The sequence below is a fragment of the Pasteurella oralis genome (genome assembly GCF_042681465.1).
Classification (GTDB): domain Bacteria; phylum Pseudomonadota; class Gammaproteobacteria; order Enterobacterales; family Pasteurellaceae; genus Pasteurella; species Pasteurella oralis.
This window is the reverse complement of record NZ_JBHUFP010000005.1, coordinates 165895-192860: the sequence shown is the minus strand read 5'-3', so window position 1 is coordinate 192860 and position 26966 is coordinate 165895. Positions and strand designations below refer to the sequence as shown.

At 35.9% G+C, this 26966-nt stretch carries 21 protein-coding genes; 10 read left to right on the top strand and 11 right to left on the bottom strand.

What is annotated here, in order from left to right; translation table 11 throughout:
• Positions 1-201: 201 nt before the first annotated feature.
• The 3 genes from ACFSAV_RS04945 to ACFSAV_RS04935 all read right to left on the bottom strand — a co-directional run bounded on the left by ACFSAV_RS04945 (position 202) and on the right by ACFSAV_RS04935 (position 3262).
• Positions 202-783 carry an aminodeoxychorismate/anthranilate synthase component II gene (locus ACFSAV_RS04945; protein ID WP_379096915.1) on the bottom strand — a complete coding sequence of 194 codons (582 nt, stop codon included), beginning with the start codon at positions 781-783 and terminating at the stop codon, positions 202-204.
• Positions 784-801: 18 nt separating this feature from the next.
• Complete coding sequence (gene trpE, locus ACFSAV_RS04940) at positions 802-2343, bottom strand: anthranilate synthase component I (RefSeq protein WP_379096912.1); 1542 nt, start codon at positions 2341-2343, stop codon at positions 802-804.
• Between the two features lie 328 nt (positions 2344-2671).
• Positions 2672-3262: an NAD(P)H-dependent oxidoreductase gene (locus ACFSAV_RS04935; protein WP_379096909.1), complete on the bottom strand. Its 591-nt coding sequence runs from the start codon at positions 3260-3262 to the stop codon at positions 2672-2674.
• Positions 3263-3445: 183 nt separating this feature from the next.
• Between ACFSAV_RS04935 and sohB the strand changes: the two genes are divergently transcribed.
• Positions 3446-4504: a protease SohB gene (sohB, locus tag ACFSAV_RS04930; protein WP_101775022.1), complete on the top strand. Its 1059-nt coding sequence runs from the start codon at positions 3446-3448 to the stop codon at positions 4502-4504.
• 246 nt (positions 4505-4750) lie between these two features.
• Positions 4751-5569: an OmpA family protein gene (locus ACFSAV_RS04925; protein ID WP_101775023.1), complete on the top strand. Its 819-nt coding sequence runs from the start codon at positions 4751-4753 to the stop codon at positions 5567-5569.
• A 61-nt stretch (positions 5570-5630) separates the two neighbouring features.
• Here ACFSAV_RS04925 and ACFSAV_RS04920 read toward each other — a convergent pair whose 3' ends face one another.
• Positions 5631-6497 carry a fructosamine kinase family protein gene (locus ACFSAV_RS04920; RefSeq protein WP_379096905.1) on the bottom strand — a complete coding sequence of 289 codons (867 nt, stop codon included), beginning with the start codon at positions 6495-6497 and terminating at the stop codon, positions 5631-5633.
• Between the two features lie 261 nt (positions 6498-6758).
• On the opposite strand from ACFSAV_RS04920, the gene ACFSAV_RS04915 reads away from it, so the two are divergent.
• Complete coding sequence (locus tag ACFSAV_RS04915; RefSeq protein ID WP_379096902.1) at positions 6759-7895, top strand: hypothetical protein; 1137 nt, start codon at positions 6759-6761, stop codon at positions 7893-7895.
• 85 nt (positions 7896-7980) lie between these two features.
• The gene (locus ACFSAV_RS04910) at positions 7981-8361 is read left to right on the top strand and encodes a hypothetical protein (protein WP_379096899.1); all 381 of its coding nucleotides are present in this window, start codon (positions 7981-7983) and stop codon (positions 8359-8361) included.
• Positions 8362-8554: 193 nt separating this feature from the next.
• On the opposite strand, the gene ACFSAV_RS04905 is transcribed toward ACFSAV_RS04910, so the two are convergent.
• On the bottom strand, positions 8555-10150 hold the full coding sequence (locus tag ACFSAV_RS04905) for an ABC transporter substrate-binding protein (protein WP_379096896.1): 1596 nt from the start codon (positions 10148-10150) through the stop codon (positions 8555-8557).
• Between the two features lie 348 nt (positions 10151-10498).
• On the opposite strand from ACFSAV_RS04905, the gene thrS reads away from it, so the two are divergent.
• Positions 10499-12430: a threonine--tRNA ligase gene (gene thrS, locus ACFSAV_RS04900; protein WP_379096893.1), complete on the top strand. Its 1932-nt coding sequence runs from the start codon at positions 10499-10501 to the stop codon at positions 12428-12430.
• A 111-nt stretch (positions 12431-12541) separates the two neighbouring features.
• Here thrS and ACFSAV_RS04895 read toward each other — a convergent pair whose 3' ends face one another.
• Positions 12542-13096: an NAD(P)H nitroreductase gene (locus tag ACFSAV_RS04895; RefSeq protein WP_379096890.1), complete on the bottom strand. Its 555-nt coding sequence runs from the start codon at positions 13094-13096 to the stop codon at positions 12542-12544.
• A gap of 122 nt (positions 13097-13218) precedes the next feature.
• Here ACFSAV_RS04895 and sppA point away from each other — a divergent pair, with 122 nt between their 5' ends.
• Positions 13219-15096 carry a signal peptide peptidase SppA gene (sppA, locus tag ACFSAV_RS04890; RefSeq protein ID WP_379096887.1) on the top strand — a complete coding sequence of 626 codons (1878 nt, stop codon included), beginning with the start codon at positions 13219-13221 and terminating at the stop codon, positions 15094-15096.
• Between the two features lie 82 nt (positions 15097-15178).
• Positions 15179-15553: a cytochrome b562 gene (locus ACFSAV_RS04885; RefSeq protein ID WP_379096884.1), complete on the top strand. Its 375-nt coding sequence runs from the start codon at positions 15179-15181 to the stop codon at positions 15551-15553.
• Between the two features lie 81 nt (positions 15554-15634).
• Here ACFSAV_RS04885 and uspE read toward each other — a convergent pair whose 3' ends face one another.
• The 4 genes from uspE to ttcA all read right to left on the bottom strand — a co-directional run bounded on the left by uspE (position 15635) and on the right by ttcA (position 19268).
• Complete coding sequence (uspE, locus tag ACFSAV_RS04880) at positions 15635-16573, bottom strand: universal stress protein UspE (protein WP_379096881.1); 939 nt, start codon at positions 16571-16573, stop codon at positions 15635-15637.
• A 113-nt stretch (positions 16574-16686) separates the two neighbouring features.
• Positions 16687-17445 (bottom strand): FNR family transcription factor, encoded by a 759-nt coding sequence (locus ACFSAV_RS04875; protein ID WP_101775033.1) that lies wholly within the window; start codon positions 17443-17445, stop codon positions 16687-16689.
• 280 nt (positions 17446-17725) lie between these two features.
• Positions 17726-18250, bottom strand: a complete 525-nt coding sequence (gene msrA, locus ACFSAV_RS04870) for a peptide-methionine (S)-S-oxide reductase MsrA (RefSeq protein ID WP_101775034.1) — start codon at positions 18248-18250, stop codon at positions 17726-17728.
• 79 nt (positions 18251-18329) lie between these two features.
• Entirely contained in the window at positions 18330-19268 is a 939-nt protein-coding gene (ttcA, locus tag ACFSAV_RS04865; protein WP_101775035.1) for a tRNA 2-thiocytidine(32) synthetase TtcA, read from the bottom strand.
• Between the two features lie 317 nt (positions 19269-19585).
• On the opposite strand from ttcA, the gene mukF reads away from it, so the two are divergent.
• The 3 genes from mukF (at position 19586) to mukB (ending at position 26288) form a co-directional block, all read left to right on the top strand.
• Entirely contained in the window at positions 19586-20911 is a 1326-nt protein-coding gene (gene mukF, locus ACFSAV_RS04860; protein WP_379096876.1) for a chromosome partition protein MukF, read from the top strand.
• Positions 20912-21075: 164 nt separating this feature from the next.
• On the top strand, positions 21076-21801 hold the full coding sequence (gene mukE / locus ACFSAV_RS04855) for a chromosome partition protein MukE (protein WP_379096873.1): 726 nt from the start codon (positions 21076-21078) through the stop codon (positions 21799-21801).
• On the top strand, positions 21801-26288 hold the full coding sequence (gene mukB / locus ACFSAV_RS04850; protein ID WP_379096870.1) for a chromosome partition protein MukB: 4488 nt from the start codon (positions 21801-21803) through the stop codon (positions 26286-26288). The genes mukE and mukB overlap by 1 nt, the downstream gene beginning before the upstream one ends.
• A gap of 75 nt (positions 26289-26363) precedes the next feature.
• Here the strand turns inward: mukB and ACFSAV_RS04845 are convergent, their stop codons facing one another.
• Positions 26364-26816, bottom strand: a complete 453-nt coding sequence (locus tag ACFSAV_RS04845; protein WP_379096867.1) for a DUF302 domain-containing protein — start codon at positions 26814-26816, stop codon at positions 26364-26366.
• Between the last annotated feature and the right edge of the window lie 150 nt (positions 26817-26966).

Here is a 26966-nt window from a genome sequence, read left to right as displayed (position 1 = left end):
AGGAAAAAATGTCTCTTTTTATTTTGCTACCACGAGTTTATTGACTAATCGGTTTGGGTAGCGTGTTTCCCCATGAATCAATTTCAATTTATGTGACAGGGTGACTTATTTACATTAACCATAAATACAAGCTCCGTCCCAGCGAACAGAGATATTATCAACGCTCACTTTAGAATGAAGTGCGGTCCATTTTGACGGAATTTAATACGTTAATAACCAAGTAATTGTTTGAGCTAAAAGTTGACTACCTTGTACAGTCAAAATGCTTTCAGGATGAAATTGAAAACCACAAATAGGCAAGTTACGGTGACGAATTGCCATCACAATACCATGGTAATCCGCATTGATTACCAATTCTGTCGGTAACTGACTCCCCATTAAGGAATGATAACGTGCAACAGGCATTGGATTTGGCAGCAGAGTAAACATGGCTTGTTCATCATGCTGAATTTTTGACACCTTACCGTGCAATACCTCACCCGCATGAATCACTTTACCGCCAAATGCTTCAATTAGTGCTTGATGACCTAAGCAAATTCCCAGAATAGGTATTTTATTTTTGACACGTTCAATGACTGGTAACATATTGCCTGCTTGCCGTGGCGTACCTGGACCAGGCGAAAGCGCTAAAATAGTATTAGGTTGGCTCAATGCAGCTTGTTCCAAGATATCAATGTCACAGTCATTACGGTAAATGCGGACGTGATGGCCTAAACGACGAAATTGATCCACTAAGTTATAGGTAAATGAATCAAAGTTATCTAAAAATAAAATAGTCGCCATGCGTTTTCCTTATTGATATTAGGCTAGCGTGTTGGTTTGAATAATAGCATTAATAACAGCTTTGGCTTTATGTCTGGTTTCATCTGCTTCTAATTGTGGATCAGAATCCAAAACTTCGCCGCAACCTGCTTGAATATAAGCAATCCCTTGTTGCACAAAAGCAGAACGGATTACAATACAAGTATCAAAATCACCATGTGAAGATAAATAACCCACCGCACCACCGTAACTATGACGTTTTTGTTGTTCAAATTGGTAAATTAGCTGCATCGCTTTAATTTTGGGTGCGCCAGTTAATGTTCCCATATTCATACAAGCCTGATAGGCATGTAATGCATCAAGTTCTGGTCGTAATTTACCGATAACACGTGATACTAAATGCATAATGTGTGAATAACGATCCACTTGCATTAAATCTGCGACTTGACGTGAGCCACTTTCACAAACTCTTGCCACATCATTGCGAGCCAAATCGACTAACATTAAATGTTCAGCTACTTCTTTTTGATCTAAACGTAATTCAAGTTCTAAACGTGCATCTAGCTCCAAATCAATTTGCCCCTCTGAATTAAAACCACGAGGACGTGATCCTGCAATTGGGTAAATTTCCAATTGACGATTATGTGCATTGTATTTCAGCGCACTTTCTGGTGAAGCTCCGAATAAAGTAAAATCATCATCTTGCATAAAGAACATATAGGGACTGGGATTATTTTTCTTTAATTGCTGATAACTTGCGAGTGTATTTGGACAAGCTAATGAAAAACGACGTGACGGGACAATTTGAAACACATCACCTTGATAAATATGCTGTTTCAATGCATGAATGATGACTTTAAATTGTTCATCATCTAAGTTGGTTTGTACTTCTGTTGAGGCAGAATGACGTATTAAGTGCGGTTCAATTTCACGTAATTTTTGTGTAATTTCAAGCGTACTTTGTTGCAATTGAGGTAAGTATTGTGGATCAAAACAGAACGAATGTAATTCAGCTTGTTGTAATTGATGATCGAGCACTAATACTTGTTCTGCGAGATAGAAACAATAATCCGGACAACTTAATCCATCTTCTTTTAATTGAATATTATCCATCGGGATAAAATTCGCAACTAAATCATAAGCAAATAAACCAGCTAGTAAAATAGGATTGTCGCTATGCTGATAAAGCGATGTAATAGTGCGCAAGCCATCAAACAGAGTAGTTGCTTGTAATTTACTGTCTTCATCAAGATTTTTATCTAATGGCGCAAATTCAATAATAAGTTGATTTTCTGCGCTACTTAAACATTGAACCAATCCCTGTAACTTATTTTTAAGTTGTGCTAAAACTGCCTTTCCATTTGCCGTTTTAGCACGATATGTAACTTGTAATCCATGACAAGTCATTTTCACTGCTGGTTCAATAAACAGTAAGCTTTTCAAGCTATTTTTGCTGGTAATTTCAGCAGATTCTAGCAGTAATGTATTCTTTTTATCATGACATAATGCATGAAATATCAAAGTAGGATCACTGTAGTAAGGTATTTGCTTAGTGAATGTGTGAATAAAGGATAACGACATAATAAATAAACTTCCAGCTTTTTGATTTTTTAACTATTAAACTAGTACATAATTAAATTGTCAAGTTAAGTGAGTAGTTTGATGAATGGATAGGTTGAAAAATAGACAAAAGGGAAATGTTCTTAATCTGATTAAAGGAAAAAATAGGCTTATTGAGAAATCTATTATGTTTATCTGTTGTATTAAACTTTAATTACGAGCTTGTGTATGTTGAGTGATTTTGTTTATTGAAATGAGGTGAAAATGGTTTAAGAATCAAATGAGATACACGATTGCTAGGGCAGACGAATAAGTCTGCCTCAAATGCTCAATCTTAGCGTAACCTGTATTAGAGAGAGGATAATACTTGATCAATTTGTTGTTTGGCTAAAGTTTGTGCTTTTTCAATTGCTGGTGCGCCTGAACCAATGCCTTCTGCATAAATAAATTGCACATCAGTAATACCAACGAAAGCAAGCATTGTTTTCACATAAGCTGTCACTAAATCGGTTGTTCGATTTTGATGTAAACCACCAAATGCGACTAACACAATTGCTTTTTTTCCTTTTATTAGTCCTTCAGGACCATTTGAACCATATTGGAAAGTAACACGAGGGCGTGCAATAAAATCAAAATAACTTTTTAGCTGTGTTGGAATATTAAAGTTATACATTGGTGCATTAATTACTACAATGTCAGTATCTTTAAGTTCATTGACTAATTGATCGGATAAGGATAATAATGCCAATTCTTGTTGTGTAGTAGGTTGTCCACGTAATGCATTTGCGGCGATACTATCAAAATGTGGGAGTGGTTGTTGTGCTAGATCACGCTGCGTAACCTCAGCATGAGCTAACTTAGAAACAAAGTAATCGGATAATTGATTAGTTTGAGAATTTTCTGCCAAAATACTTGATTTTAAAACTAAAACTTTTTTCATTTTATTATACTTCCTTTTGAATAAACAGTGCTGAAAATAGCATTTTATTATAAGCCTTGTCTGAATGAAATAAATGGTATTTTAAGAAAAAGATTATCAACGATAAGTTAAAAATCTGAGTCAGAATTGCACTTTTAGTTAAATTGGTTATGATAACTAAGCATTTATTTTAAGGAGAAAAACATGTGGTCTGAAATTGCAGCAGGTTATGCAGTGTTTATATTAGAAATTTTAACAATTTTATTAGTTATTGCGGGTATTGGGGTTATGATTTTTGTCTTAAAACAGCATAAATCTAAACTGCAAGGTGAATTAATTATCACTGATTTATCAAAAGATTATAGTGAAAATACGAAGAAATTACGCGATTTTCATTTAAGTGAAGATGCACTTAAACAAGTGGAAAAAGCGCAGAAAAAAGCGGATAAAGAAAAAGCGAAAGCAGAAAAAGAAAAACGCAAAAAAGGGGAGGATATTGATGCGGAACGTAAGCCTCACCTTTATGTTTTAACTTTTCATGGCGATATTATGGCATCAGATACCAATGCATTACGTGAAGAAATTAGTGCGATTATTGGTGTTGCAAAGCCAGAAGATGAAGTACTTTTACGTTTAGAAAGCCCTGGCGGTGTTGTACATGGTTATGGCTTAGCTGCTTCACAATTAACGCGTTTAAAACAACATGGTATTAAGCTCACGGTAGCAGTAGATAAAGTAGCTGCAAGTGGTGGTTATATGATGGCTTGTGTAGCCGATAAAATTGTATCTGCACCCTTTGCGATTATTGGCTCTGTTGGCGTAGTAGCACAAATTCCGAATATTCACCGCTTTTTGAAAAAGCACGATGTGGATGTGGATGTTATGACCGCAGGAGAATATAAACGGACAATGACAGTATTGGGTGAAAATACTGCAAAAGGTAAACAAAAATTCCAACAAGAATTGGATGAAACTCATCAATTGTTTAAACAATTTGTGGCGCAAAATCGACCGCAGTTAGAGATTAATGAAATTGCGACAGGTGAACATTGGTTTGGACAGCAGGCATTATTGCTACATTTAGTTGATGAAATTGCGACAAGTGATGATTTAATTTTGCAAGCTATGCAAGAAAAGACAGTACTTTCAGTCAAATATTCAGTGAAAAAATCATTATTGCAAAAAATAGGAAAACAAGCGGAAGAAAGCACAGATAATTTGTTATTACGTTGGTTAAAAAGAAATAACAGTACATTACTTTAGCTGAACTGAATCATCTTTACATTACTTGACTAAATGTTATGAAATATGAAGTATTTATTGGTTTACTTTGCTAAGAATACCACTTACTATATTAAGCCAAATTTTGAACAATTTTTCATATCATAAATTGTTTAGCTAAAAATAAAGATACAAGAATTGTTTTTTTATTGAGAGTCAGTCTCTAAAGTATTGCTGTGATTAATGAGATGACAATTTTCAACAATGAAAGGAACTAAGGTAAAACATATGAAATTATCACGTTTTTTATTAACCGCTGTTGCTGCGACAACGTTAGTTGCTTGTGGTAACTTAAGTAAAGTGACTGACGAAGGAACATCAGATAATTTAGTCTGGCCAAAAATTGATGAGTCAGTATTCAATCATGATGGTAGCCAATTTGGTTCTTGGCCAAACTGGGATAATGTTCGTATGATTGAACGTGGTATGAATAAAGATGAACTTTATAATTTAATTGGTCGTCCACACTTTGCTGAAGGACTTTATGGTGTTCGTGAATGGGATTACGTATTTAATTATCGTGAAAATGGCGTACATAAAGTTTGCCAGTACAAAGTATTATTTGATAAAAACATGAATGCACAAAGCTTCTTCTGGTATCCAAATGGTTGTAATGGAAATTCTGCATTCAGTTTAAGTGGTGATTTCTTATTTGATTTCAATAAAGATGTTTTAACGGTAAAAGGTAAAGAAGTTGTTGATAGTGTTGCTGCGCAATTAAAATCTTCTGCCGCTAAAGAAGTAAAAGTCGCTGGTTTTACTGATCGTTTAGGTTCAGAAGCTTATAACTTAAAGCTTTCTCAACGTCGCGCAGATCGCGTTAAAGCGCGTTTAATTGAACAAGGTGTTGATGCTAATATTCATGCAGTCGGTTATGGTAAAGCACAACAAGTGAAAGCTTGTGATGGTGTACAAGGTGCAGAATTAAGAGATTGTTTACGTCCTAACCGTCGCGTAGAAATTACAGCTTCAGGTACGACTTTAAAACAAAGTGCACACGGTATGGAAGCGGGCACAACAGGTCCAGCGCCGCTTTATAGAAAATAATCAATTCATTAATCAATACAAGGCTCTTCATATAAAGAGCCTTTTATTTTTGCGCAACAAACTAATTCGCTAATAAATCATGAATAAATTTTTTGGTTAGCTCAACATAATGTTGGTGAAACCGATGGCTAAAATTGAGCAAATAATAGAGTTGGTAAATTAGTTTACGTTCGTTGTACCCCTCTTCAATCGGATAAGTGCGGTCATAATTTTGATAAAATTGCGTTGGGAAAGGCTCAAAAAGCTCGCTAAATGCTAAGTCACATTCTCTATCTCCCCAATAACAAGCAGGATCATAAGTCACAATTTCATCATTTACACTAGCACAATTTTCAATCCATAAATTACCATGCAGGAGTGAGGGTACAGGTTTGTGTTTTGTGAGTAATTCAGCAACTTTATTAACAATGACATCAATATCACCAAAATCTAATCGTTTTTCACGACATAATTGTAACTGCCAGCCAATACGTTGCTCACTAAAAAATTTTGCCCAATTATCTTTCCATTCATTTGGTTGATATTCAGGACCAAGCCAAGTATCAAAATCTAAACCGTAATTTTCTGAGCCTCTAATGAGATGTAATCTAGCAAGCTGTTCACCAAATTTAGCCATGGCTTGTACAGAATTATTTTTATTCAAATTCAGCGCTTCTAATAATAAGAAACTATGCGTATGTGAACAGCCTACAGTATAAACATTAGGCACTTTTATTGTATCTGTTTTGGCAAGGAGAGTGAGTTGATCGGCTTCAGCACGGAACATAGAACGAAAGGTTTTGTCATTCACTTTGACAAAAACAGGCTGGATTTCATCATCAATAATCCAAGCTTCATGCATTTCACCAGTATGAATTTTTTGTTTATGTTTAATTGAATAGTAGGCACCGAATTGATCTGCCAATACTTGAGAAACATGTTTCCACATAACACCCTCCGATATTGAGAACATTCAATTTATAGTGTAAAAGATTAATAAAAAATTACTGTGATAGATATCAAAGTTCTTTACTTTTAATAGTAAGTTTAGTGTGTTTTTGTTGTCAAAAAGGTATTTTTTCTTCTAAAAAAAGAAAAGATGGTTTTGTTAGTGTCAATTGATATCAAAGTAAAAGAAGATTAATTAAAATAGACACAATAAATGAGTGTTATAGTGACATTTTTGTTGTATATATAAGCAATGAACTTTATGTTTTGGGGAGAAGTTATGCGTGTTTTTAGAAAATTGAGCTATGTCTTGTGTTTATCATTATGTCTGTCTATATCCGTTGAAGCAAAAATTGCTGAGAAGCAACGTTTACTGGCGGAACTGCAATCATCTTTCGAGTATATGGAACAAATTTCAAATAGTGATTCACTCACACCAATAGAAATTAAACCCATAAAGCTAATAAAAAAGTTTGATCCCAAAGATAAGCATAATTTTATTGAACTTCCTACTCAAAGCAAAATAGAGCATAGTCAATTAGACCAATTTTTTGCTCAACGACAGATCGATATTTGGTACAAATATCCCTATTATTTTTTTAATATTCCAAAAGAAAGCTACAAGCTAGCTGAATTACTTGGACTCGAACCTGACTATTTTTCTCGTAATACTCAATTACATCCCATTTTTACACCGACTGACATTGAATTGATGGATGGTACTCGTGAAACAAATTTTGATTATTTGTCGCCACAAAAAATTTTTGCCGAGAAAAATATGGAAGGTGAGTTGTCACAACATCATTTGTCCGAGCTTGAACAATCTGTTTATGCGACAAAAGACAGCTTTTATGAACAAATTGTGATTGAAAGCGACCAACCGTTAAAACAAGTGTCCTTTACGATTGATTTGCCTTTACAACAATATCAGTCGCATACTGTTCAACAAATTCCCTATAAAATCATGACTCAATTTGGTGAGATTCAACTGATTCAAATTCTGGGTAATGCTGTGACATACCGTCTTCCTAAAAATATAGTTGATTCAGTTATCATGCATGGGGTCTATCAAGATGGGCGAGCATTAATGAGCATTGGTTCCAATTCTCATCCTTTACTAACGGACGATGAAAGATCATATCACCGTCAATTAGCCAATCTTTTTAAAGAAGTCTATCGTTTAGTTAATATGGATAAGATTAAAACTGAAGAAGAAATCAGAAAATTTTTTCAAACTCGTCAACCTTTCCCACCAGAGGTTGATGAGGAAACACGTTATATGCAAATAACGCGCTATTATACTGGTGATGTGTCTCAAGTTCTTTTTCAACTGCCAGAAGAAGTAGAAAAGCTACAGTTTAATATTGTATCGCCAGTGATACGCAATGAAGAAAAATAAGATATCAAGTTGTTAAAGATGTTAAAAAGAGGAAATCGATACTGTGATAAACTAATTATTCATATTAATTACTGAGAGAAGAGAAATGAAATATCCTTATGAAAAAGTAATACTAGGTTTTCCTGTTATTGCAGTCATTGTTATATTGATATATTTAAATATGCTAGGCGCGGGAAGTAACTTAGGTACAACAGATTTTATTTTCCAAATTATCCCCGCTTTATGTACAGGTGTAATTTGTTGTTGGCGTAAATATACTCAACGAGATAAAACAATAATTATTTTGTTATATTTTATTTTTATGTATATCAGCTTAGCATATTTATTTTCTATAGAAGAAGTATTCTTTTCTGCTTGGTTCTTCGTTTTGGGTATTATGCATGGCATACCAGCCATCATTATTATTTTAGTGAGTGCTTATTTCATACTACCTAAACCAGAACAAGAACAACAAAATTCTGAATAAAAAATATCTCAACTAAGGCTATTTTTTCAGTTGATATTCTGTATGCACGATTATGACTGATTAAAACAAAAAGTTGTACAAAGGAATAAACCCAAATACTCGGCTAAACAGACATTCAAAATCAAATAACCTCCTTAAAAAACAGACCGCACTTTATGAGAGTAAAGTGCGGTCATTTTTCCAAAAGTTTTGACTAGTCCGCTAATTTGGTGCCATAAAAATAACTATAACCAAATGGGCTTTGTTTATAATCTTTTACTCTTGGGCTTAAGGCGGTGTTAGTGATTGAGTGGGCGATAGTAATCCAAGGCGCTTGTTCTTTGGCAATCATTTGTGCTTGTTTGTAAAGCGCTGCGCGTGCATCTTGGCTTGATAAGCTAATTGCTTGGCTTAACAACGCATCAAACTCAGGATTACTCCAACGTGCATAATTACTATTACCGATATTTTCACTGCCCAATAATGGCGATAGAAAATTATCAGGGTCACCGTTATCGCCCGACCAACCATAAGTACCAGCTGTCAATTCGCCTGCTTTAGTACGTTTAATATAATCTCCCCATTCATAACTGACTAATTTCGCTTTTACACCTGCTTTTGCCCAGTCATTTTGAATGACTTCTGCCATACGACGAGGGTTCGGGTTTGAGGCACGCACCACTGGTTGCACCCAAATTTCGGTTTCAAATCCATCTGGATAACCTGCTTCAGCTAATAGCTGTTTTGCCTTTTCAATATCAAAAGGGTAGTCCTGTACGTCATCGTTATAGCTCCAAATAGTTGGCGGCAGAATATTTTTCGCGATGACGCCGGCACCTTGATAGACCACATCAATAATGGCTTGTTTATCCGTGGCATAGTTCAATGCTTGACGGACTTTGACATTATCAAAAGGTGCTTTTTCAGTATTAAATGCGATATAAGCAATGTTTAACCCTTCTTTTGACATCAACTGAATTTTAGGATCCGCTTTCATTTTGGCTAAATCTGCAATATTTGGGAAGTCAATCATATCGCAAGCACCAGATTGTAATTTGGCATAACGTGTTCCTGCATCAGGCACAATATCAAAAATTAAGCGATCAATATCTGCCTTTGGTTTCCAATAATTTGGGTTAGCTAAGAAACGAATTTTTTGTTCTAGTTGATATCCCGCAAAGATGAAAGGACCTGTTCCAATAGGTGTAGTATCCACTTTTTCAGGTGTACCTGCTTTCATCATTTTATCTGCATATTCTGCAGAATAAATAGAAATGAAATCCATGCCTAAACTAGCTAAGAAAGTTGCGTCAGGTTTGTTTAAGGTAATTTTTATTGTGTAATCATCAAGTTTTTCTACTGCTTTTAGCAATTTAGGAAATTTCATTGCATTAAAATAAGGATAAGTTCCTTTTGATACTGCATGATAAGGATGCTCTTTATCTAATTGACGCAGGAAAGAAAAAATGACATCGTCAGCATTAAATTCACGTGTGGGTTTATAGTCTTTCGTGCTATGAAATTTTATGCCTTTACGTAAATTAAAAGTATAAGTTAAGCCGTCATCACTAACTTGCCAGCTTTCAGCGAGGGCAGGCTCAATATCTGTGGAACCACGTTTAAACTCAACTAGACGGTTATAGACTTGTTGTGAACTGGCATTATAAGAAATTCCTTCCATAACTAAAGCTGGACTAAAGCTACTTGGTGCACGACTAACACAGTTGATAAAAGTTTTGTTTGCAGCCTGTGTCGTGTTAATCACCAACAAACCAGCTGCAATTAAAGAAAGCGTAGTAGTTAATTTCATGGCGTCTCCTCGTCGTGAAAATTAAAATCTTATTTTGTAACATCACTATACTAAAATAAATTGCTCAGATTAACAAAAGAACTTCAGGTTTTAATTTATAACTTGTTGCTATAAATGTGAACATTTAGCTGTCATAGCATGAGTAACAATCTGTACTCATCGATAATTTATGTGTGTTGTTGAAATCTAAATCGCCAACTAAAATTAAATATGCTAAAATTTTCGACCGCGCTTTTGTCTTATTCAGAGTAGGAATGAGCCTAAAGTGCGGTTTATTTTTTAACAAATTTGAGTAAAAACAAGAAACAAGTAACCTCTCGTATGGGTTACCACTGTAAAGGAAACATTATGCCTATTATTACTTTACCTGACGGTTCACAGCGTCAATTTGAACAACCTGTTTCTGTGATGGAAGTTGCGGCGAGCATTGGTGCTGGTCTTGCTAAAGCCTGTATTGCTGGACGCGTAAATGGCGAGCGTAAAGATGCTTGTGACGTTATCACAACTGATAGCAAATTAGAGATCATTACTGCAAAAGAGGAAGATGGATTAGAAATTATTCGTCACTCTTGTGCACATTTATTAGGGCATGCAATTAAGCAGCTTTTCCCAAATGTCAAAATGGCAATTGGTCCAACTATTGATAATGGATTTTATTACGATGTGGATTTAGACCGCTCTTTAACCCAAGAAGATTTAGATGCGTTAGAAAAACGTATGCTCGAGCTGGCGAAAACCAATTATGATGTGGTGAAAAAAGTGGTCAGCTGGCAAGAAGCACGTGACACCTTTGAAGCTCGTGGCGAGCCATACAAAATGGCTATTTTAGATGAAAATATCGATCGTTGTGATACACCTGCACTTTATCATCACCAAGAATATATTGATATGTGTCGCGGTCCACATGTGCCTAATATGCGCTTTTGCCACCATTTTAAATTAATGAAAGTTGCAGGTGCATACTGGCGTGGTGATAGTAAAAATAAAATGTTACAACGCATTTACGGTACCGCATGGGCAGATAAAAAACAATTAAGTGAATATTTAACACGTTTAGAAGAGGCGGCAAAACGTGACCATCGTAAAATTGGTAAAGCGTTAGATTTATATCATATGCAAGAAGAAGCACCAGGTATGGTGTTCTGGCATAATGATGGTTGGACAATTTTCCGTGAACTTGAAACCTTCGTCCGTACCAAATTAAAACAATATGATTATCAAGAAGTAAAAGGTCCATTTATGATGGATCGTGTACTTTGGGAAAAAACAGGTCATTGGCAAAATTATGGTGATTTAATGTTCACCACGCAATCAGAAAACCGTGAATATGCAATTAAGCCAATGAACTGTCCTGGTCACGTACAGATTTTTAATCAAGGATTAAAATCTTACCGTGATTTACCAATTCGTATGGCAGAATTTGGGTCGTGCCACCGTAACGAACCATCAGGTTCATTACATGGTTTAATGCGTGTACGTGGTTTCACACAAGATGATGCGCATATTTTCTGTACTGAAGATCAGATTGAAAGTGAAGTGACTGCTTGTATCAAGATGGTTTATGACATTTATGGCACTTTTGGTTTCCAAAATATTCAGGTGAAATTATCAACTCGCCCTGAAAAACGAATTGGTGCAGATGAAATGTGGGATCGCGCAGAAGCAGGTCTTGCCGCCGCATTAGCCCACAATGGACTGGAATATGAAATTCAAGAGGGAGAAGGCGCATTTTATGGTCCGAAAATCGAATTTGCACTGCGCGATTGTTTAGATCGTGAATGGCAATGTGGTACAGTTCAGTTAGACTTCGCATTACCAGGGCGTTTAAATGCGTCTTATGTAGCAGAAGATAATGATCGTCGTATACCAGTAATGATTCACCGTGCAATTTTAGGTTCTATCGAGCGCTTTATTGGGATTATTACAGAAGAGTATGCGGGGTTCTTCCCAGCTTGGCTAGCGCCAACGCAAGCTGTTGTGATGAACATTACGGATTCACAATCTGAATATGTCCAAAAAGTAGTGAAAACTTTATCTGACGCGGGTTTACGTGTGAAATCTGATTTACGTAACGAAAAAATTGGTTTCAAAATTCGTGAACATACTTTACGTCGCGTACCCTATATGCTGGTTTGTGGTGATAAAGAAATTGAAGCGGGTAAAGTCGCTGTACGTACACGTAAAGGTGCTGATTTAGGCACATTCACTATTGAGGAATTTTTAGAGATTCTGAAAAAACAAGTAAGATCACGTGAATTGAAATTACTTGGCGAAGAATAATGATTTATTCGAGCTTGTCAAATACAGAAAGTGCGGTCGAAATAACCGCATTTTTTTATAAGTGTAACATATTCATATCAGATAAAAATGTTGATAGGCAAAATAAGTTTACTATGCTAAGTAGTGAATAAATTCATTAATATCTTGTACTTTTTTCTCTCTTTCTAATTTTTCTTCTGCTGTTCCTATCATTAATAAAGCAATCACTTTATCATTTTTTTGGCAATGAAATGCTTTACGCAAAGCGCTACCATCCACCCATTTTCCAGTAATCCAAACATTGGCAAAACCTTGTGCATTTGCAGCTAATTGAATCGCATAAGTTGAACAAGCGGCACTAAGCATTTGTTCCCACGCTGGCACTTTTGTTTCCTTATTTATTTTTGCAATTACGGCGATAACCATCGGTGCTCTTTGTGCCAAATTTTCAGCTTTTTTAAATTTCTCACTGCCAAGCTCAAATTCATATACTGTTTCTTTCAATAGCGTACCAAATTTTTTTAATGCGTCTCCTTCGATAACAACAAAGCGATAAGGATGTAAACGTCCATGATCTGGTACATTCAGTGCAGCTTGAAAAATGAGTTGTAATTGAGTTTTATTTGGTGCAGGTGCAGTGAGTTTTTTTTCTGAACGACGATTAATAAGTAATTGTAACGCATCCATGAGATTCTCCTTATATCAAAGTGCGGTCGATTTTAGCATATTTTTGCTGGAACGTTTATTGCAAGTCGAGTTTGTGGTATGTTAGCCCAACCTATTTTTTCTCTTCCTACTGATGAGGTTTTATGCAAATTTTACGTGTGCTGACATTTTGTTGGCGTATTTTAAATTTTATTCGTGATTTAGTCATGAATATTGTTTTCTTATGTTTTGTTTTATTACTTGCGGCATTAGTTGGTATTTTTGCTAATACAACAAAAACGCAAAATACGATACTAAATGGTGATCAAGGGGCGTTGTTACTCAATTTAGATGGCTATTTAGCGGATAATCGAGAAGATAACACTTCTTGGCAAAATGCCTTAAAAGAACTTGATAATCAACATGTCCCTCGTCAAATTTCAACTTTTGATGTAGTATATGCCATTGAAAATGCAGCAAAAGATGAGCGTATTCGAGGACTAGTTTTAGATTTAAATTTCTTTGAAGGTGCCGATCTGCCAGCAATTGAATATGTTGGGCAGGCAATTAAAACTTTTAAAACAACAAATAAGCCAGTTGTTGCTTTTGCCGATCGTTTTAGTCAATCTCAATATCTATTAGCGAGTTATGCTGATGATATTCTCATTAATCCAATTGGTTCTGTTGAAATTACCGGATTACGTCAAGAAAACTTATATTTCAAATCTATGCTGGATATGTTAGATGCGACTGCCAATGTATTTCGTGTTGGTACTTATAAATCAGCAGTAGAACCATTTTTACGTGATGATATGTCACCTGAAGCTAAAGCAGATTTATCACAATGGCTTAGTAAAATGTGGGATAACTATAAACAAGTCGTTGCCGAAAATCGTCAAATTGAGCGTAATTTAGTACTACCTGATGCAAAAACTTATGTAAAGGAATTACGTGCTTTAAAAGGAAATAATACAGCCTATACTCAGCAACGCAAACTTGTCACTGGGTTAGCGAGCCGCTTAGAAATAGACGATAAATTAGTCGAACTATTTGGTGAAGATGAGGAGGGGAATGCTAAGTTAATTGAGTTGGACGACTATTTATCGGCTTTACCTGATCGTATGTTTGAAAAAGGAAAACATAAAATTGCAGTAGTTAATGTAGAAGGTGCAATTATTGATGGGGAAAGCTATGAACATGAAGTTGGCGGTGACAGTATTGCCCGTTTATTACGTCAAGCTTTTTATGATGATGAAGTAAAAGCTGTTATTTTACGTGTTAATAGTCCTGGTGGTAGTGCTTTTGCTTCTGAAATCATTCGCCAAGAAGTGGATAACTTACAACAAGCCGGCAAACCAGTAGTCGTATCAATGGGATCAGTGGCGGCTTCTGGTGGATATTGGATTTCAAGTACCGCAGATTATATTGTGGCAGATAAAAACACAATTACAGGTTCAATTGGTATTTTTGCAATGTTTCCAACGTTTGAGAAAACAATTAAAAAAGTTGGAATTTCTGCTGATGGTGTATCTACTTCTCCATTAAGTAATCTTTCTAGTTTTAGCGCATTATCTTCAGAAATTAATGATGTATTCCAACTTGAAATTGAGCATGGTTATGATCAATTTTTATCATTGGTTAGCCAAGGCCGTGGATTATCTAAAGAACAAGTAGATAGCCTTGCGCAGGGCAGAATTTGGCTAGGTGAAGAAGCATTAAAACATAAACTTGTTGATGAGTTAGGAAGTTTTGATGTTGCTGTTGCAAAAGCAACTGAACTGGCTAATCAAGCTTTAGAAGAAAGTGAAAAACCTGAAAAATTTGCGCTGGAATGGATGGTTGAAACTGATGATAGTTTGTTTGGTAGTTTGTTACGTGATTTGAAACATAATATGCAATTGTTTGTAAAACAGACTTTATCAGAAAGTGTTGGTGTACCAAATGAATATTATAAAGTACGACAACAATTAGGTTTATTAAACAAAATGAATGATCCTAAAGGACAGTACTTATATTGTTTAACTTGTAGCGCAATAAAATAAGATTAGTTAGAATAGCCGAACCATTGAAAATTCTTTTGATGGTTTGGTTATTTTTTTATTTCAATTTGTGGGAGAAAATAAGATGAATAAATTAAAGCAATTACTTTCCGTTGCAATTATTGGTTTAGCTGTTGCAACGGTATCGAATGCGAATGTGCGCGCTGAAATGAATCAAATGAAAGGCGTAGCATCAGCATTGACTAATGCAAATGATGTAGCAACATTTCAAAAAGCAGCAAAAGAATTACGTGATTTAGCTGTTCAATCCGCTGAAAAGAAGCCATCAAGTATTGATAATGATGCTGATTTTAAAGGCTATCAAGAAGGGATGAAAGAATTCATTGCTGTGATTGATGAAGCAGATAAACTTGCACAAGAAGGCAATTTAGACGCAGCAAAAACAACTGCGAAAAGACTTTTTGATATTCGTAATGAGTATCACAAAAAATATAAGTAAGTTTTTCACTAAAAAGTAATACAACAGCCTGTTAAATAACAGGCTGTTTTTTATAAAATTCTCTCAAAACTGACCGCACTTTTAGTCATCTAAATCTGTTTTGTTAGGCTTAATTGCAAGTAGGTTACAGCTGAGCTTATTAATGACATGCTCCGCCGTATTGCCTAAGAATGCAGCCGATAAACCTGTACGTCCGATAGTACCTAAAACCACTAACTCTGCTTCTAATTCTTGTGCAACTTGTGGAATCACTTCTTCAGGAAAGCCTTCTCGTACGTGGGTATGATCATCATCAATACCAAATTGTTGGCGTAATGTCTTCATGTTGAGTAGATGTTGACCACGTATATTTTTCTCATATTCACCGCTATTAAATTCGGGTAAATCAATAGCCATATTAACAGGCGTCGGCGGATAAGCTGTGACTAAATGCACATTACCACGCTCAAGATTATCTGCTAAATCAATACCTAGAGAAACGAGTTGTTCATTAAACACTTTATGATTTTTTTCTTCATCATCAGCAACGTTAACAGCAATTAAAATACGACGTTGGTGTTTCCAATCACCATCTCTCACCATTAATAACGGTTTAGGGCATTTACGTAAAAGTTGCCAATCCATCGGCGTGAAAATAAGCGAAGCAATACTTTCTTCTTCTTTAGTGTATTTCACTACTAAATCATATTGATTTTGTTCAACTTCATGGGTAATAGCTTCTGCTTCATTGCTGTGCCATACCACAATAGCTTTAAATTCAATGTTAGGATCAGCATATTTATCTAAATAAGGTTGAATAGCGAGGGTTCTTTGTGCAATAACGCCTTGATGCATTTCTTCTCGTTCTTCAGAAGAAAGCAATGCTGACATTTCATAAGAGAGATCATAAACAGATAAGAAGACGGTAATATGCACTTTTTGGCTGCTTTTTTGCTCCTTTGCTAAACGAACTGCACGTGCTAGTGCATACTGTTTCTCATTTTCAGGATTTAAAACGACAAGTATATTATTGAACTTCATAACAACCTCCATTGCTGATTGGGTTGTCTATAGGATAGAAAAGATTTAAATAAATAACAAGGTAAGATATTGAAAAAGGTGATCTAGTGCAATTATTCATTGCACTAGATTTTTTAGATGCCCATACGGATATTGGTTTTTGTTGTACCTGACAATTCAATTAAGGCCACCATATCATTAATTGTAATATATTTGCCTTGCACAGATAGAATACCCATTTTTTGTAACCGACCTAATAAACGGCTAATCGTTTCAACAGTTAATCCTAGATAATTACCGATATCACCACGTGTCATGGTTAAACGAAATTCACGTGCAGAAAAACCGCGAGCAGAGTAGCGTCTGGATAAGTTATAAATAAAAGCCGCTAAACGCTCTTCGGCGTTCATTTTTGATAATAATAAAATCATTTCTTGATCATTTTTAATTTCATTACTCATTAGACGCATAATTTGCTGGCGCAATTTAGGCATTTTGCCTGATAAATCATCTAAAATATCAAAAGGAATTTCACATACCATTGAAGTTTCAAGTGCTTGAGCAAAACTTGGATGCTCCATGTTCATAATTGCATCGAAACCGACTAAATCACCGGGTAATTGGAAAGACGTAATTTGTTCTTCTCCCGTTTCGCTAATTGTATAAGTTTTAATCGTGCCAGAACGAATTGCATAAAGAGAGGTAAGTTGATCTCCTGCTTTAAATAAAACCTGAGATTTCTGTATTGGTTTTTTACGTTCAATGATATTATCAAGCTGATCAAGCTCTTGTTCGTTTAATGTAAAAGGAATACAGAGCTGACTAATGCTACAATCTTGACAATGAATCGCACATCCACCAGATTGCACTTTGCGCCCAATTTTAGTGTCCATAGATAAAACCTTAATTAATACAGTAAAATAGTATAAAATTGATCTATCTCAAATAATATCATCAAATGTTAAAATTAAGAAGTACTAAATATCATCAAGAGAGAGAAAAATGGCAGCAGAAAAGTTAACCAAAAAACGTCTAATTCAAATATTGATTATGCTAGGAATTTTGTTGTTTTTATTTTTCTATCGAACCTATTTATATATATAAAAGTATGCTCAGTTTTGAGAATGTTTAATAATAAAAAGGCACATTTATGTGCCTTTTCTCCTTAATCGCTTATTTCCAAATTTCCGCAAACTTGACTTTCGCTTTTAAAAATTTTGGTGTCGCGACTAAATTGCAATAAGTATTTTGTGGATTTTGCAACAAATAACCTTGATGATAATCTTCTGCTGCGTAGAATGTTTGTGCAGGCATAATTTCAGTTATAATTTTGTCAGCAAAGTGCGGTTGTAATTCAATCACTTTTTTCTCTGCTAATGCTTTTTGTTGAGCATCTAAATAATAAATACCACTACGGTATTGTGTACCAATATCTGCTCCCTGACGGTTTAATTCGGTTGGGTTATGGATAGAAAAGAAAATCTCTAATAACTTTTCATAATTAATTATTGCTGGGTCAAAATCCACTTTAACTGCTTCCGCATGCCCTGTTTCTCCAGTGCAAACCTCTTTGTAAGTTGGATTTAACGTTGTGCCATTGATATAGCCTGAAGTGGCTGTTTCAACCCCTTTAATTTGGTTAAACACAGCTTCTACACACCAAAAACACCCACCTGCAAAAATTGCTTGTTGAAGCATAATCCCTCCTTAAATTTATGTTCTTTGATTTATTATTTTGTCGTGTTGAACGAATAATTCTTACACAAAAATGCTAAATTCATTGGACTTCTCTAAAACTAATCATACCATTTTCTGCAAAATCCGCTTGTTCTTCATCTGCTTGAATAATAGGAGTAGTAGAGAAATCAGGTTTATCAAAAGCAATATCACCTTCAACGTATTCTAAGATTTGACCACGCTTAATATTTCTAAAATCAAAGAGACTCGCATCACATAAGTGAGAAGGTACGATATTTTGCATGGCACTAAACATGGTTTCAATACGTCCTGGGTATTGACGATCCCATTTTTGTAGCATTTCTTTGACGACTTGACGCTGTAAATTTGGTTGAGAACCACATAGGTTACAAGGAATAATTGGAAACTGTTTTATTGTTGCATATTTTTCAATGTCTTTTTCTCTACAGTAAGCGAGTGGGCGGATGACAATTTGTTTACCATCATCACTAATAAGTTTCGGCGGCATACTTTTTAATTTCCCACCATAGAACATATTTAAAAATAACGTTTCTAACATATCATCACGGTGATGACCTAATGCGATTTTTGTTGCACCTAATTCCGTTGCAGTGCGATATAAAATACCGCGTCTAAGACGTGAACAAAGCGAGCAAGTGGTTTTTCCTTCAGGGATTTTCTCTTTCACGATACCATAAGTATTTTCTTCGACAATTTTATATTCTACACCAATACTAGTTAAATATTCTGGTAGGATATGCTCTGGAAAACCAGGTTGTTTTTGATCTAAATTGACAGCAACGATATCAAAATGAATTGGAGCATTAAGGCGAAGATTTAATAAAATATCAAGTAATGTATAGCTATCTTTGCCACCAGAAAGACAAACCATCACTTTATCACCATCTTCAATCATATTAAAATCTGCAATGGCATTGCCTACATTACGGCGTAAGCGTTTCTGTAACTTATTGAAATTATAAGTTTGTTTTTTATCTTGTTGCATTATATTGTTCATCATTTTTTCTGTTTACGATTAAAATCTGCGTATAGTAAGGCTTAATCAGCATTTTTTCCATTAGAAATTATTTTTTCCTAATTGCTTAAGTAAGATTTCTGATATGTTTCGTTGAATAATAAGAAGAAAACAAGTGATCAATTTGATAACCTACATAAGCCTTTTATATCGCTTAGATCCACTCCTGAAAGCAGGCTAATGCTTTAGTCACAGTTTTTTTTATTTAAAAATACGTTTCTTCACTGAAAATTCATTAAAATTTTGCTACAATTGAGAACAATTTTTTGCTTAAATTTATCCAGTTGTGAGACCTTTTAATGCTTGAAACATCTCAAACTATTCCTGAATTAGTTTCTTGGGCAAGAGAACGTGAGTTTTCCCTTAATTTATCTACAGAACGTTTAGCGTTTTTGTTGGCCATTGCTATTTATAATAATGAACGTTTAGATGGCGAAATGTTAGAAACTGATTTAGTCGACATTTTTCGCCATATTTCTCACGCATTTGAACAATCTTCTGAAACTGTCGCGACTCGTGCTAATAACGCAATTAATGAGTTAGTAAAACAACGTTTTTTAAATCGTTTTAGTAGTGAGTTTACTGAAGATCTTTCTATCTATCGCTTAACACCTCTAGGTGTTGGTGTTTCTGATTATTATATTCGTCAACGAGAGTTTTCGGCTTTACGCCTTTCTGTGCAGTTATCTATTGTAGCAGATGAAATTCAACGTGCCTCCGAAGCGGCAGAAGAAGGTGGAGATGAACATCATTGGCGACGTAATGTATTTGCTCCGCTAAAATATTCTGTCGCAGAAATTTTTGATAGCATTGATTTATCCCAACGAGTTATGGATGAAAATCAACAAAGTATCAAAGAAGAAATCGCAGAGCTTTTAACAAAAGATTGGCAAGCAGCTATTGCTAGTTGTGAACATTTGTTAGATGAAACTTCAGGCAATTTACGTGAGTTACAAGATACGCTTAATGCGGCAGGTGATAAATTACAAGCACAATTATTACGTATTCAAGATTGTGTGATCGGTCAGGAAAATTTATATTTCGTAGAGCAATTAATTACTGATTTACAATCAAAATTGGATCGAATAATCAGTTGGGGGCAACAAGCGATTGATTTATGGATTGGCTATGACCGCCATGTGCACAAGTTTATTCGTACTGCGATTGATATGGATAAAAATCGTGTATTTTCTCAACGTTTACGTAACTCAATTCATCATTACTTTGAATATCCTTGGTTTTTATGGACGGCACAAGCAGAACGTTTAATTGATTTGCGCGATGAAGAATTAACATTAAGAGAAGAAGATGCATTAGGTGAATTGCCAGAAGAATTGCAATATGAGTCTTTAGCTGATTTGCATGATCAAATTGTAGAACATATGCAAGGCTTGTTAATTGATTACCGTGAACATAATCGCCCCATTAATTTAAGTTTAGTATTAAAAGAGCAGTTAGAAAATTACCCTGTCACAAAACATTTTGATGTGGCACGTATTATTGTTGACCAAGCAGTGCGTTTAGGGTTAGCAAAAGAAGATTTAAGCGGTATCTATCCACATTGGGAGCCGATTAACCAACGTGGTGCAGAAGTACAGGCACATCCAATAGATGAATATAAATGATGAAAAAATACATTTATTTGCCAAATAGAAGGAATTAAAAAATACTGGAAATTATCCTCAAATAGATAAAAAACCGAATTTAAAAGCAGTTTGCTTACGATTAAGGAAATCAAAAAGCGCTTGCTAATTATTCATTTAGATAGAGTCAAAATAGAGAACAAACAATGACAGACAATCTTCAAGATCTCATTTCAACTAAACTCGCTGCGGCGATTGCAAATCCATTATTTCCTGCTGTGGATAGTCAGTTGCGTGCTGGTAGACATATTAGTCTTGATCAATTAGATAACCATGCATTTCTCATGGATTTTCAAGGTGAGCTTGATAATTTCTATCGCCGTTATAATGTCGAGTTAATTCGTGCACCAGAAGGTTTTTTCTATTTACGTCCTAAAGCAACAACCTTAATTGCACGTTCAGTATTAACAGAACTGGAAATGTTAGTGGGAAAAGTCCTGTGTTATCTCTATTTAAGTCCTGAGCGTTTAGCACAGCAAGGCATTTTCTCTATGCAAGAAGTATATGATGAATTACTTAATTTGGCAGATGAAAATAAGCTACTAAAAGCAGTTAATCAACGTTCATCAGGTTCTGATTTAGATAAACAAAAATTAGCTGAGAAAGTACGTGCTGCACTTAATCGTTTACGTCGTTTAGGTATGATTCATATTATAGGTGAGCAAAATAGTGGCAAATTCACGATTTCTGAGTCGGTATTTCGTTTTGGCGCGGAAGTACGTTCTGGTGATGATCCTCGTGAAGCACAGTTACGTTTAATCCGTGATGGAGAAGCCGCAACACCTGAATCACTAGTGCTAGAAAAACAGGCTAATGCAGGATTGGAAAATGATGAAATTGAAGATGAATTAGATGATGAGGAACAAGCATAATGTCTGAAGAATTAGCACTTGAAAACATTGAACAAGCGGAAACTATTGTCCCTCAAACTCTCTCTCTCCAACCACATAATGTACCGCGTGGTAAATTCCGCTCATTAACTTTGATTAACTGGAATGGCTTTTTCGCACGCACATTTGACTTAGATGAACTCGTGACTACGCTTTCAGGAGGGAATGGTGCGGGTAAATCAACTACAATGGCAGGATTTGTTACTGCACTTATTCCTGATTTAACGCTTTTACATTTTCGTAATACCACAGAAGCGGGAGCAACTAGTGGATCGCGTGATAAAGGTTTACATGGTAAATTGCGTCCAGGGGTGTGTTACGCTGCATTAGACACCATTAACTCACGTAATCAACGTATCATTGTTGGTGCCAGACTACAACAAGTGGCTGGTCGTGATAAGAAAGTTGATATTAAAACTTTCTCAATTCAAGGTTTATCACTAGCACAAAATCCAACCGCTGTTTTTACTGAAATTGTTGGTGAGCGCCAAGCGCGTGTGCTTTCATTAAATGAATTAAAAGAGAAAATTGAACAAGCTGGCGCACAGTTCAAACAATATCATTCTATTACCGATTATCATGGCATGATGTTTGATTTGGGCATTATCCCAAAACGCCTTCGTTCTTCTTCTGATCGTAGCAAGTTTTATAAATTGATTGAGGCTTCACTCTATGGGGGAATCTCAAGTGCAATTACGCGTTCTTTACGTGATTATTTATTGCCTGAAAACTTAGGTGTACGTAAAGCATTTCAGGATATGGAAAGCGCGTTACGTGAAAACCGTATGACTTTAGAAGCAATTAAAGTCACTCAATCTGATCGTGATTTATTCAAACATTTGATTACAGAAACTACGAATTATGTGGCATCAGATTATATGCGCAATGCCAATGAACGCCGTGGGAACATTGAAAGTGCGGTAGGTTTTCGTCAAGATTGGTATCGTGCGAAAGCAGAACAACATCTTTCACAACAACGTTTAATTGAATTAAGTCGAGAATCAGCTGATTTACTAGAAAGTGAAAGAACACTGGAAATTGATCATCAAAGTGCAGTTGACCACTTGAATTTAGTATTAAATGCGTTACGTCATCAAGAAAAAATTTCACGTTATCAAGAAGACGTTGCGGAAATTACAGAACGTTTAGAAGAACAAAAAATAGTAGTTGAAACAGCAACAGAACAACTTGAAGAAACGCAAGCACAAGTTGAGCAAACAGAACATGAAGTGGATCAACTGCGTGCACAACTTGCAGATTATCAACAAGCACTAGATGCTCAACAAACTCGCGCCTTACAGTACCAACAAGCAATTCAAGCGTTAGAAAAAGCGAAAACATTGTGTGGCTTAGCAGAGTTAAGTGTAAAAAATATTGAGGCTTATCATGATGAATTTGACGCTCATGCCGAAAGTTTGACTGAAAAAGTGCTTGAATTAGAACAGAAAATGTCAATTTCTGAGGCGGCTAAAACTCAATTTGATAAAGCCTATCAATTAGTATGTAAAGTGGTTGGCGATATTCCACGTTCTGCTGCGTTTGAGCAAGCCAAAGAATTATTGCGTGAATATCCACGCCAAAAGGTACAAGCTCAACAAACACCTCAATTGCGAGCGAAATTACATGAACTTGAACAACGTTATGCCCAACAACAAAGTGCGGTGCGTTTATTAAAAGATTTTAATCAACGAGCGGCGCTGAACTTAGAAAGTGCGGAAGAATTAGAAGAATATTATGCGGAACAAGAAGCTTTACTTGACGATGTCAGTGTTGAGTTATCCGAACAAGTAGAGCAACGTTCAACACTCCGTCAAAAACGTGAGCAATTGACCGCACTTTATAATGAAAACGCACAAAAAGCGCCAGCTTGGTTAACTGCACAATCTGCTTTAGAACGTTTACGGGAACAAAGTGGGCAACATTTTGTAGATAGCCAAGATGTCATGAACTTCATGCAAGCACAATTAGTGAAAGAGCGTGAATTTACGATTGAACGTGATCAGCTAGAACAAAAGCGTCAGCAGTTAGAAACACAAATTTCACGTCTAAATCAACCTGATGGCTCAGAAGATGCACGCTTAAATGTATTAGCAGAACGTTTTGGTGGGGTATTACTGTCAGAACTTTACGATGATGTGCCTATTGAAGATGCGCCTTATTTCTCTGCATTGTATGGACCTGCACGCCACGCAATTGTCGTACGTGATTTAGCGATTGTTAAAAGCCAGTTAGAACAGCTTGAAGATTGTCCTGATGATTTATATTTAATTGAAGGTGATCCTGCTGCTTTTGATGATAGTGTACTTTCCGCACAAGAATTGGCACATGGTGTCGTCGTGCAAGTGTCAGAGCGTGAATTACGTTACTCAAAATTCCCTGACATTCCATTATTTGGACGCGCAGCACGTGAAAAATATTTAGAAGAATTACAAGTTCAACGTGATGAAATCGCAGAGCAGTATGCGCAGCGTGCATTTGATGTGCAAAAATGTCAACGTTTACATGAACATTTCAGTCAATTTGTCGGTTTACACTTAGCGCTTGCATTCCAACCAAATCCTGAAGTACTTATGGCTGAGATCAGCCAACAGCGTAATGATATTGAACGTGAGCTAAATGGTTTTGCGACAACAGAGCAACAACTTCGGATTCAATTAGATAATGCAAAAGAAAAAGTCCAATTGTTGAATAAAATTCTGCCACAATTAGCGCTTTTAGCAGATGAAAGTTTACTTGATCGTATTGAAGAATGCCGTGAGCAGTTAGACATTGCAGAGCAAGATGAGTTATTTATTCGTCAGTATGGCGTGACATTGTCACACTTGGAGCCTGTTGCAAATACTCTACAAAGTGATCCAGAAAATTACGAGCGCTTAAAAACGGATTATGAGCAAGCAATTTCTCAACAAAAGCAGGTGCAACAGCGTTTATTTGCTTTAGCTGATGTAGTTCAACGTAAAGCACATTTTGCTTATGAGGAACGTGTTCAGTCAGAAACCTCTGAATTAAATGAACAATTACGTGCAAGACTAGAAGAAATGCAGCAGCAACGTGATCTCCAACGTGAGCAGCTCCGTCAAAAACAAGCGCAGTTTAGCAATTACAACCGTGTGTATATTGAGCTACAAACATCGTTTAATAATAAAAACCAAATGTTGCAAGAATTGCTCCAAGAAGTGGGTGAGCTCGGTGTTCGAGCTGATGATGGCGCAGAAGAGCGAGCAAGGCAGCGTCGTGATGAATTGCATCAATTACTATCAACTAATCGTACACGTCGCGCACAAGTCGAAAAACAACTCACTCTTATTGAAAGTGAAGCAAATAGTTTGAGTGCACGTATTCGTAAAGCAGAACGAGATTACAAAACACAACGTGAATTAGTGGTGGCGGCAAAAGTCAGTTGGTGTGTGGTGATGCGTTTATCACGTGGTAGCGATGTAGAAAAACGCTTAACTCGTCGTGAGTTTGCGTATTTATCTGCGGATGAATTGCGCTCAATGTCAGATAAAGCTTTGGGCGCATTGCGTACTGCGGTTGCAGATAATGAATATTTACGTGATAGCTTGCGTTTGTCAGAAGATAATCGCAAACCTGAGAATAAAGTGCGCTTCTTTATCGCAGTGTATCAACATTTACGTGAGCGTATTCGTCAAGACATTATTAAAACAGATGACCCAATTGATGCGATTGAACAAATGGAAATTGAGCTTTCTCGTTTAACTGATGAGCTGACACGTCGAGAACAAAAATTAGCCATTAGTTCTGAAAGTGTGGCAAACATTATGCGTAAGACGATTCAGCGTGAGCAAAATCGAATTCGTATGTTAAATCAAGGCTTACAGAATATTGCTTTTGGTCAGGTGAAATCTGTACGTTTAGTGGTCAATATCCGTGATACCCACGCTATGTTGTTAGATGCGTTATCTGGTAGCCAAGATGAATATCAAGATCTGTTTACTGATAATCGTATGACCTTCTCAGAAGCCATTGCCAAACTGTACCAACGCTTAAATCCACATATTGATATGGGGCAACGTACTGCACAAACTATTGGTGAAGAATTACTTGATTATCGTAATTATCTTGATCTTGAAGTCGAAGTGTATCGCGGTGCTGATGGTTGGTTACGCGCAGAAAGTGGCGCGTTATCCACGGGTGAAGCCATAGGTACAGGTATGTCTATCCTATTAATGGTTGTACAAAGCTGGGAAGAAGAATCGTGCCGTATTCGTGGTAAAGATATTATCCCTTGTCGCCTATTATTCTTAGACGAGGCTGCGCGTTTAGATGCGAAATCTATTTCAACCTTGTTTGAATTGTGCGAACGTCTAGATATGCAACTTCTAATTGCAGCGCCTGAAAATATTAGTCCTGAAAAGGGGACTACCTATAAACTAGTGCGCAAAATTGCAGGTAGCCAAGAACATGTTCATGTAGTCGGTTTACGTAGTTTTGGCGCGACAGAGTAGTAAAACATAGAGAAAGTGCGGTCAAAACTTTCAAAATTTTGACCGCACTTTTGTTTCAATGGTAAGAAAAATTAATTACTTTTTAGTTACAACGCTTGGAATGAGTTTTTCAGCTCCTTTTAATTTGCTATACACTTCTTCGCTTAGACCATGTTTTTTGCCTACGGTCTCTGTATCATTTAACGTGACAAAAACATCACCTTGTTTATCTTCCCAAACTAAAGCTTTAATTGGTAGATCAATTGCCATAGTCGGTGTGGCTAACATAATTGGAGTACCAACTTTAGGCATACCAAAGACAACGACACTTGCAAATGGCATAGTTAATCCTGCTTCTTTTGCTGCAGCTTGATGATCAATGACAGTAAAGATTTTCATGCCTTTTTCAGTTACTGCACTTTTAATTTTTTCGACAGTTTCGATTGCACTATATTCACTTTTTACTGTTTTTATTGCTGGATTGTCTGCCTGAGCAACAAATGTAGCTGCCATTAAGGGTAATGCTAAGAATAATGTTTTGAATTTCATATTTTCTCCAGTTATTGATTAAAATCGACGTCAATTCTAAAATATTTTAAATTCATATTTCAACTGATAATTATTCTCATATAAAAATATGAAAAGTAGATTAAAACAAGAATTGCAATAATCTATCTATACATTTTATTAATCATTTCG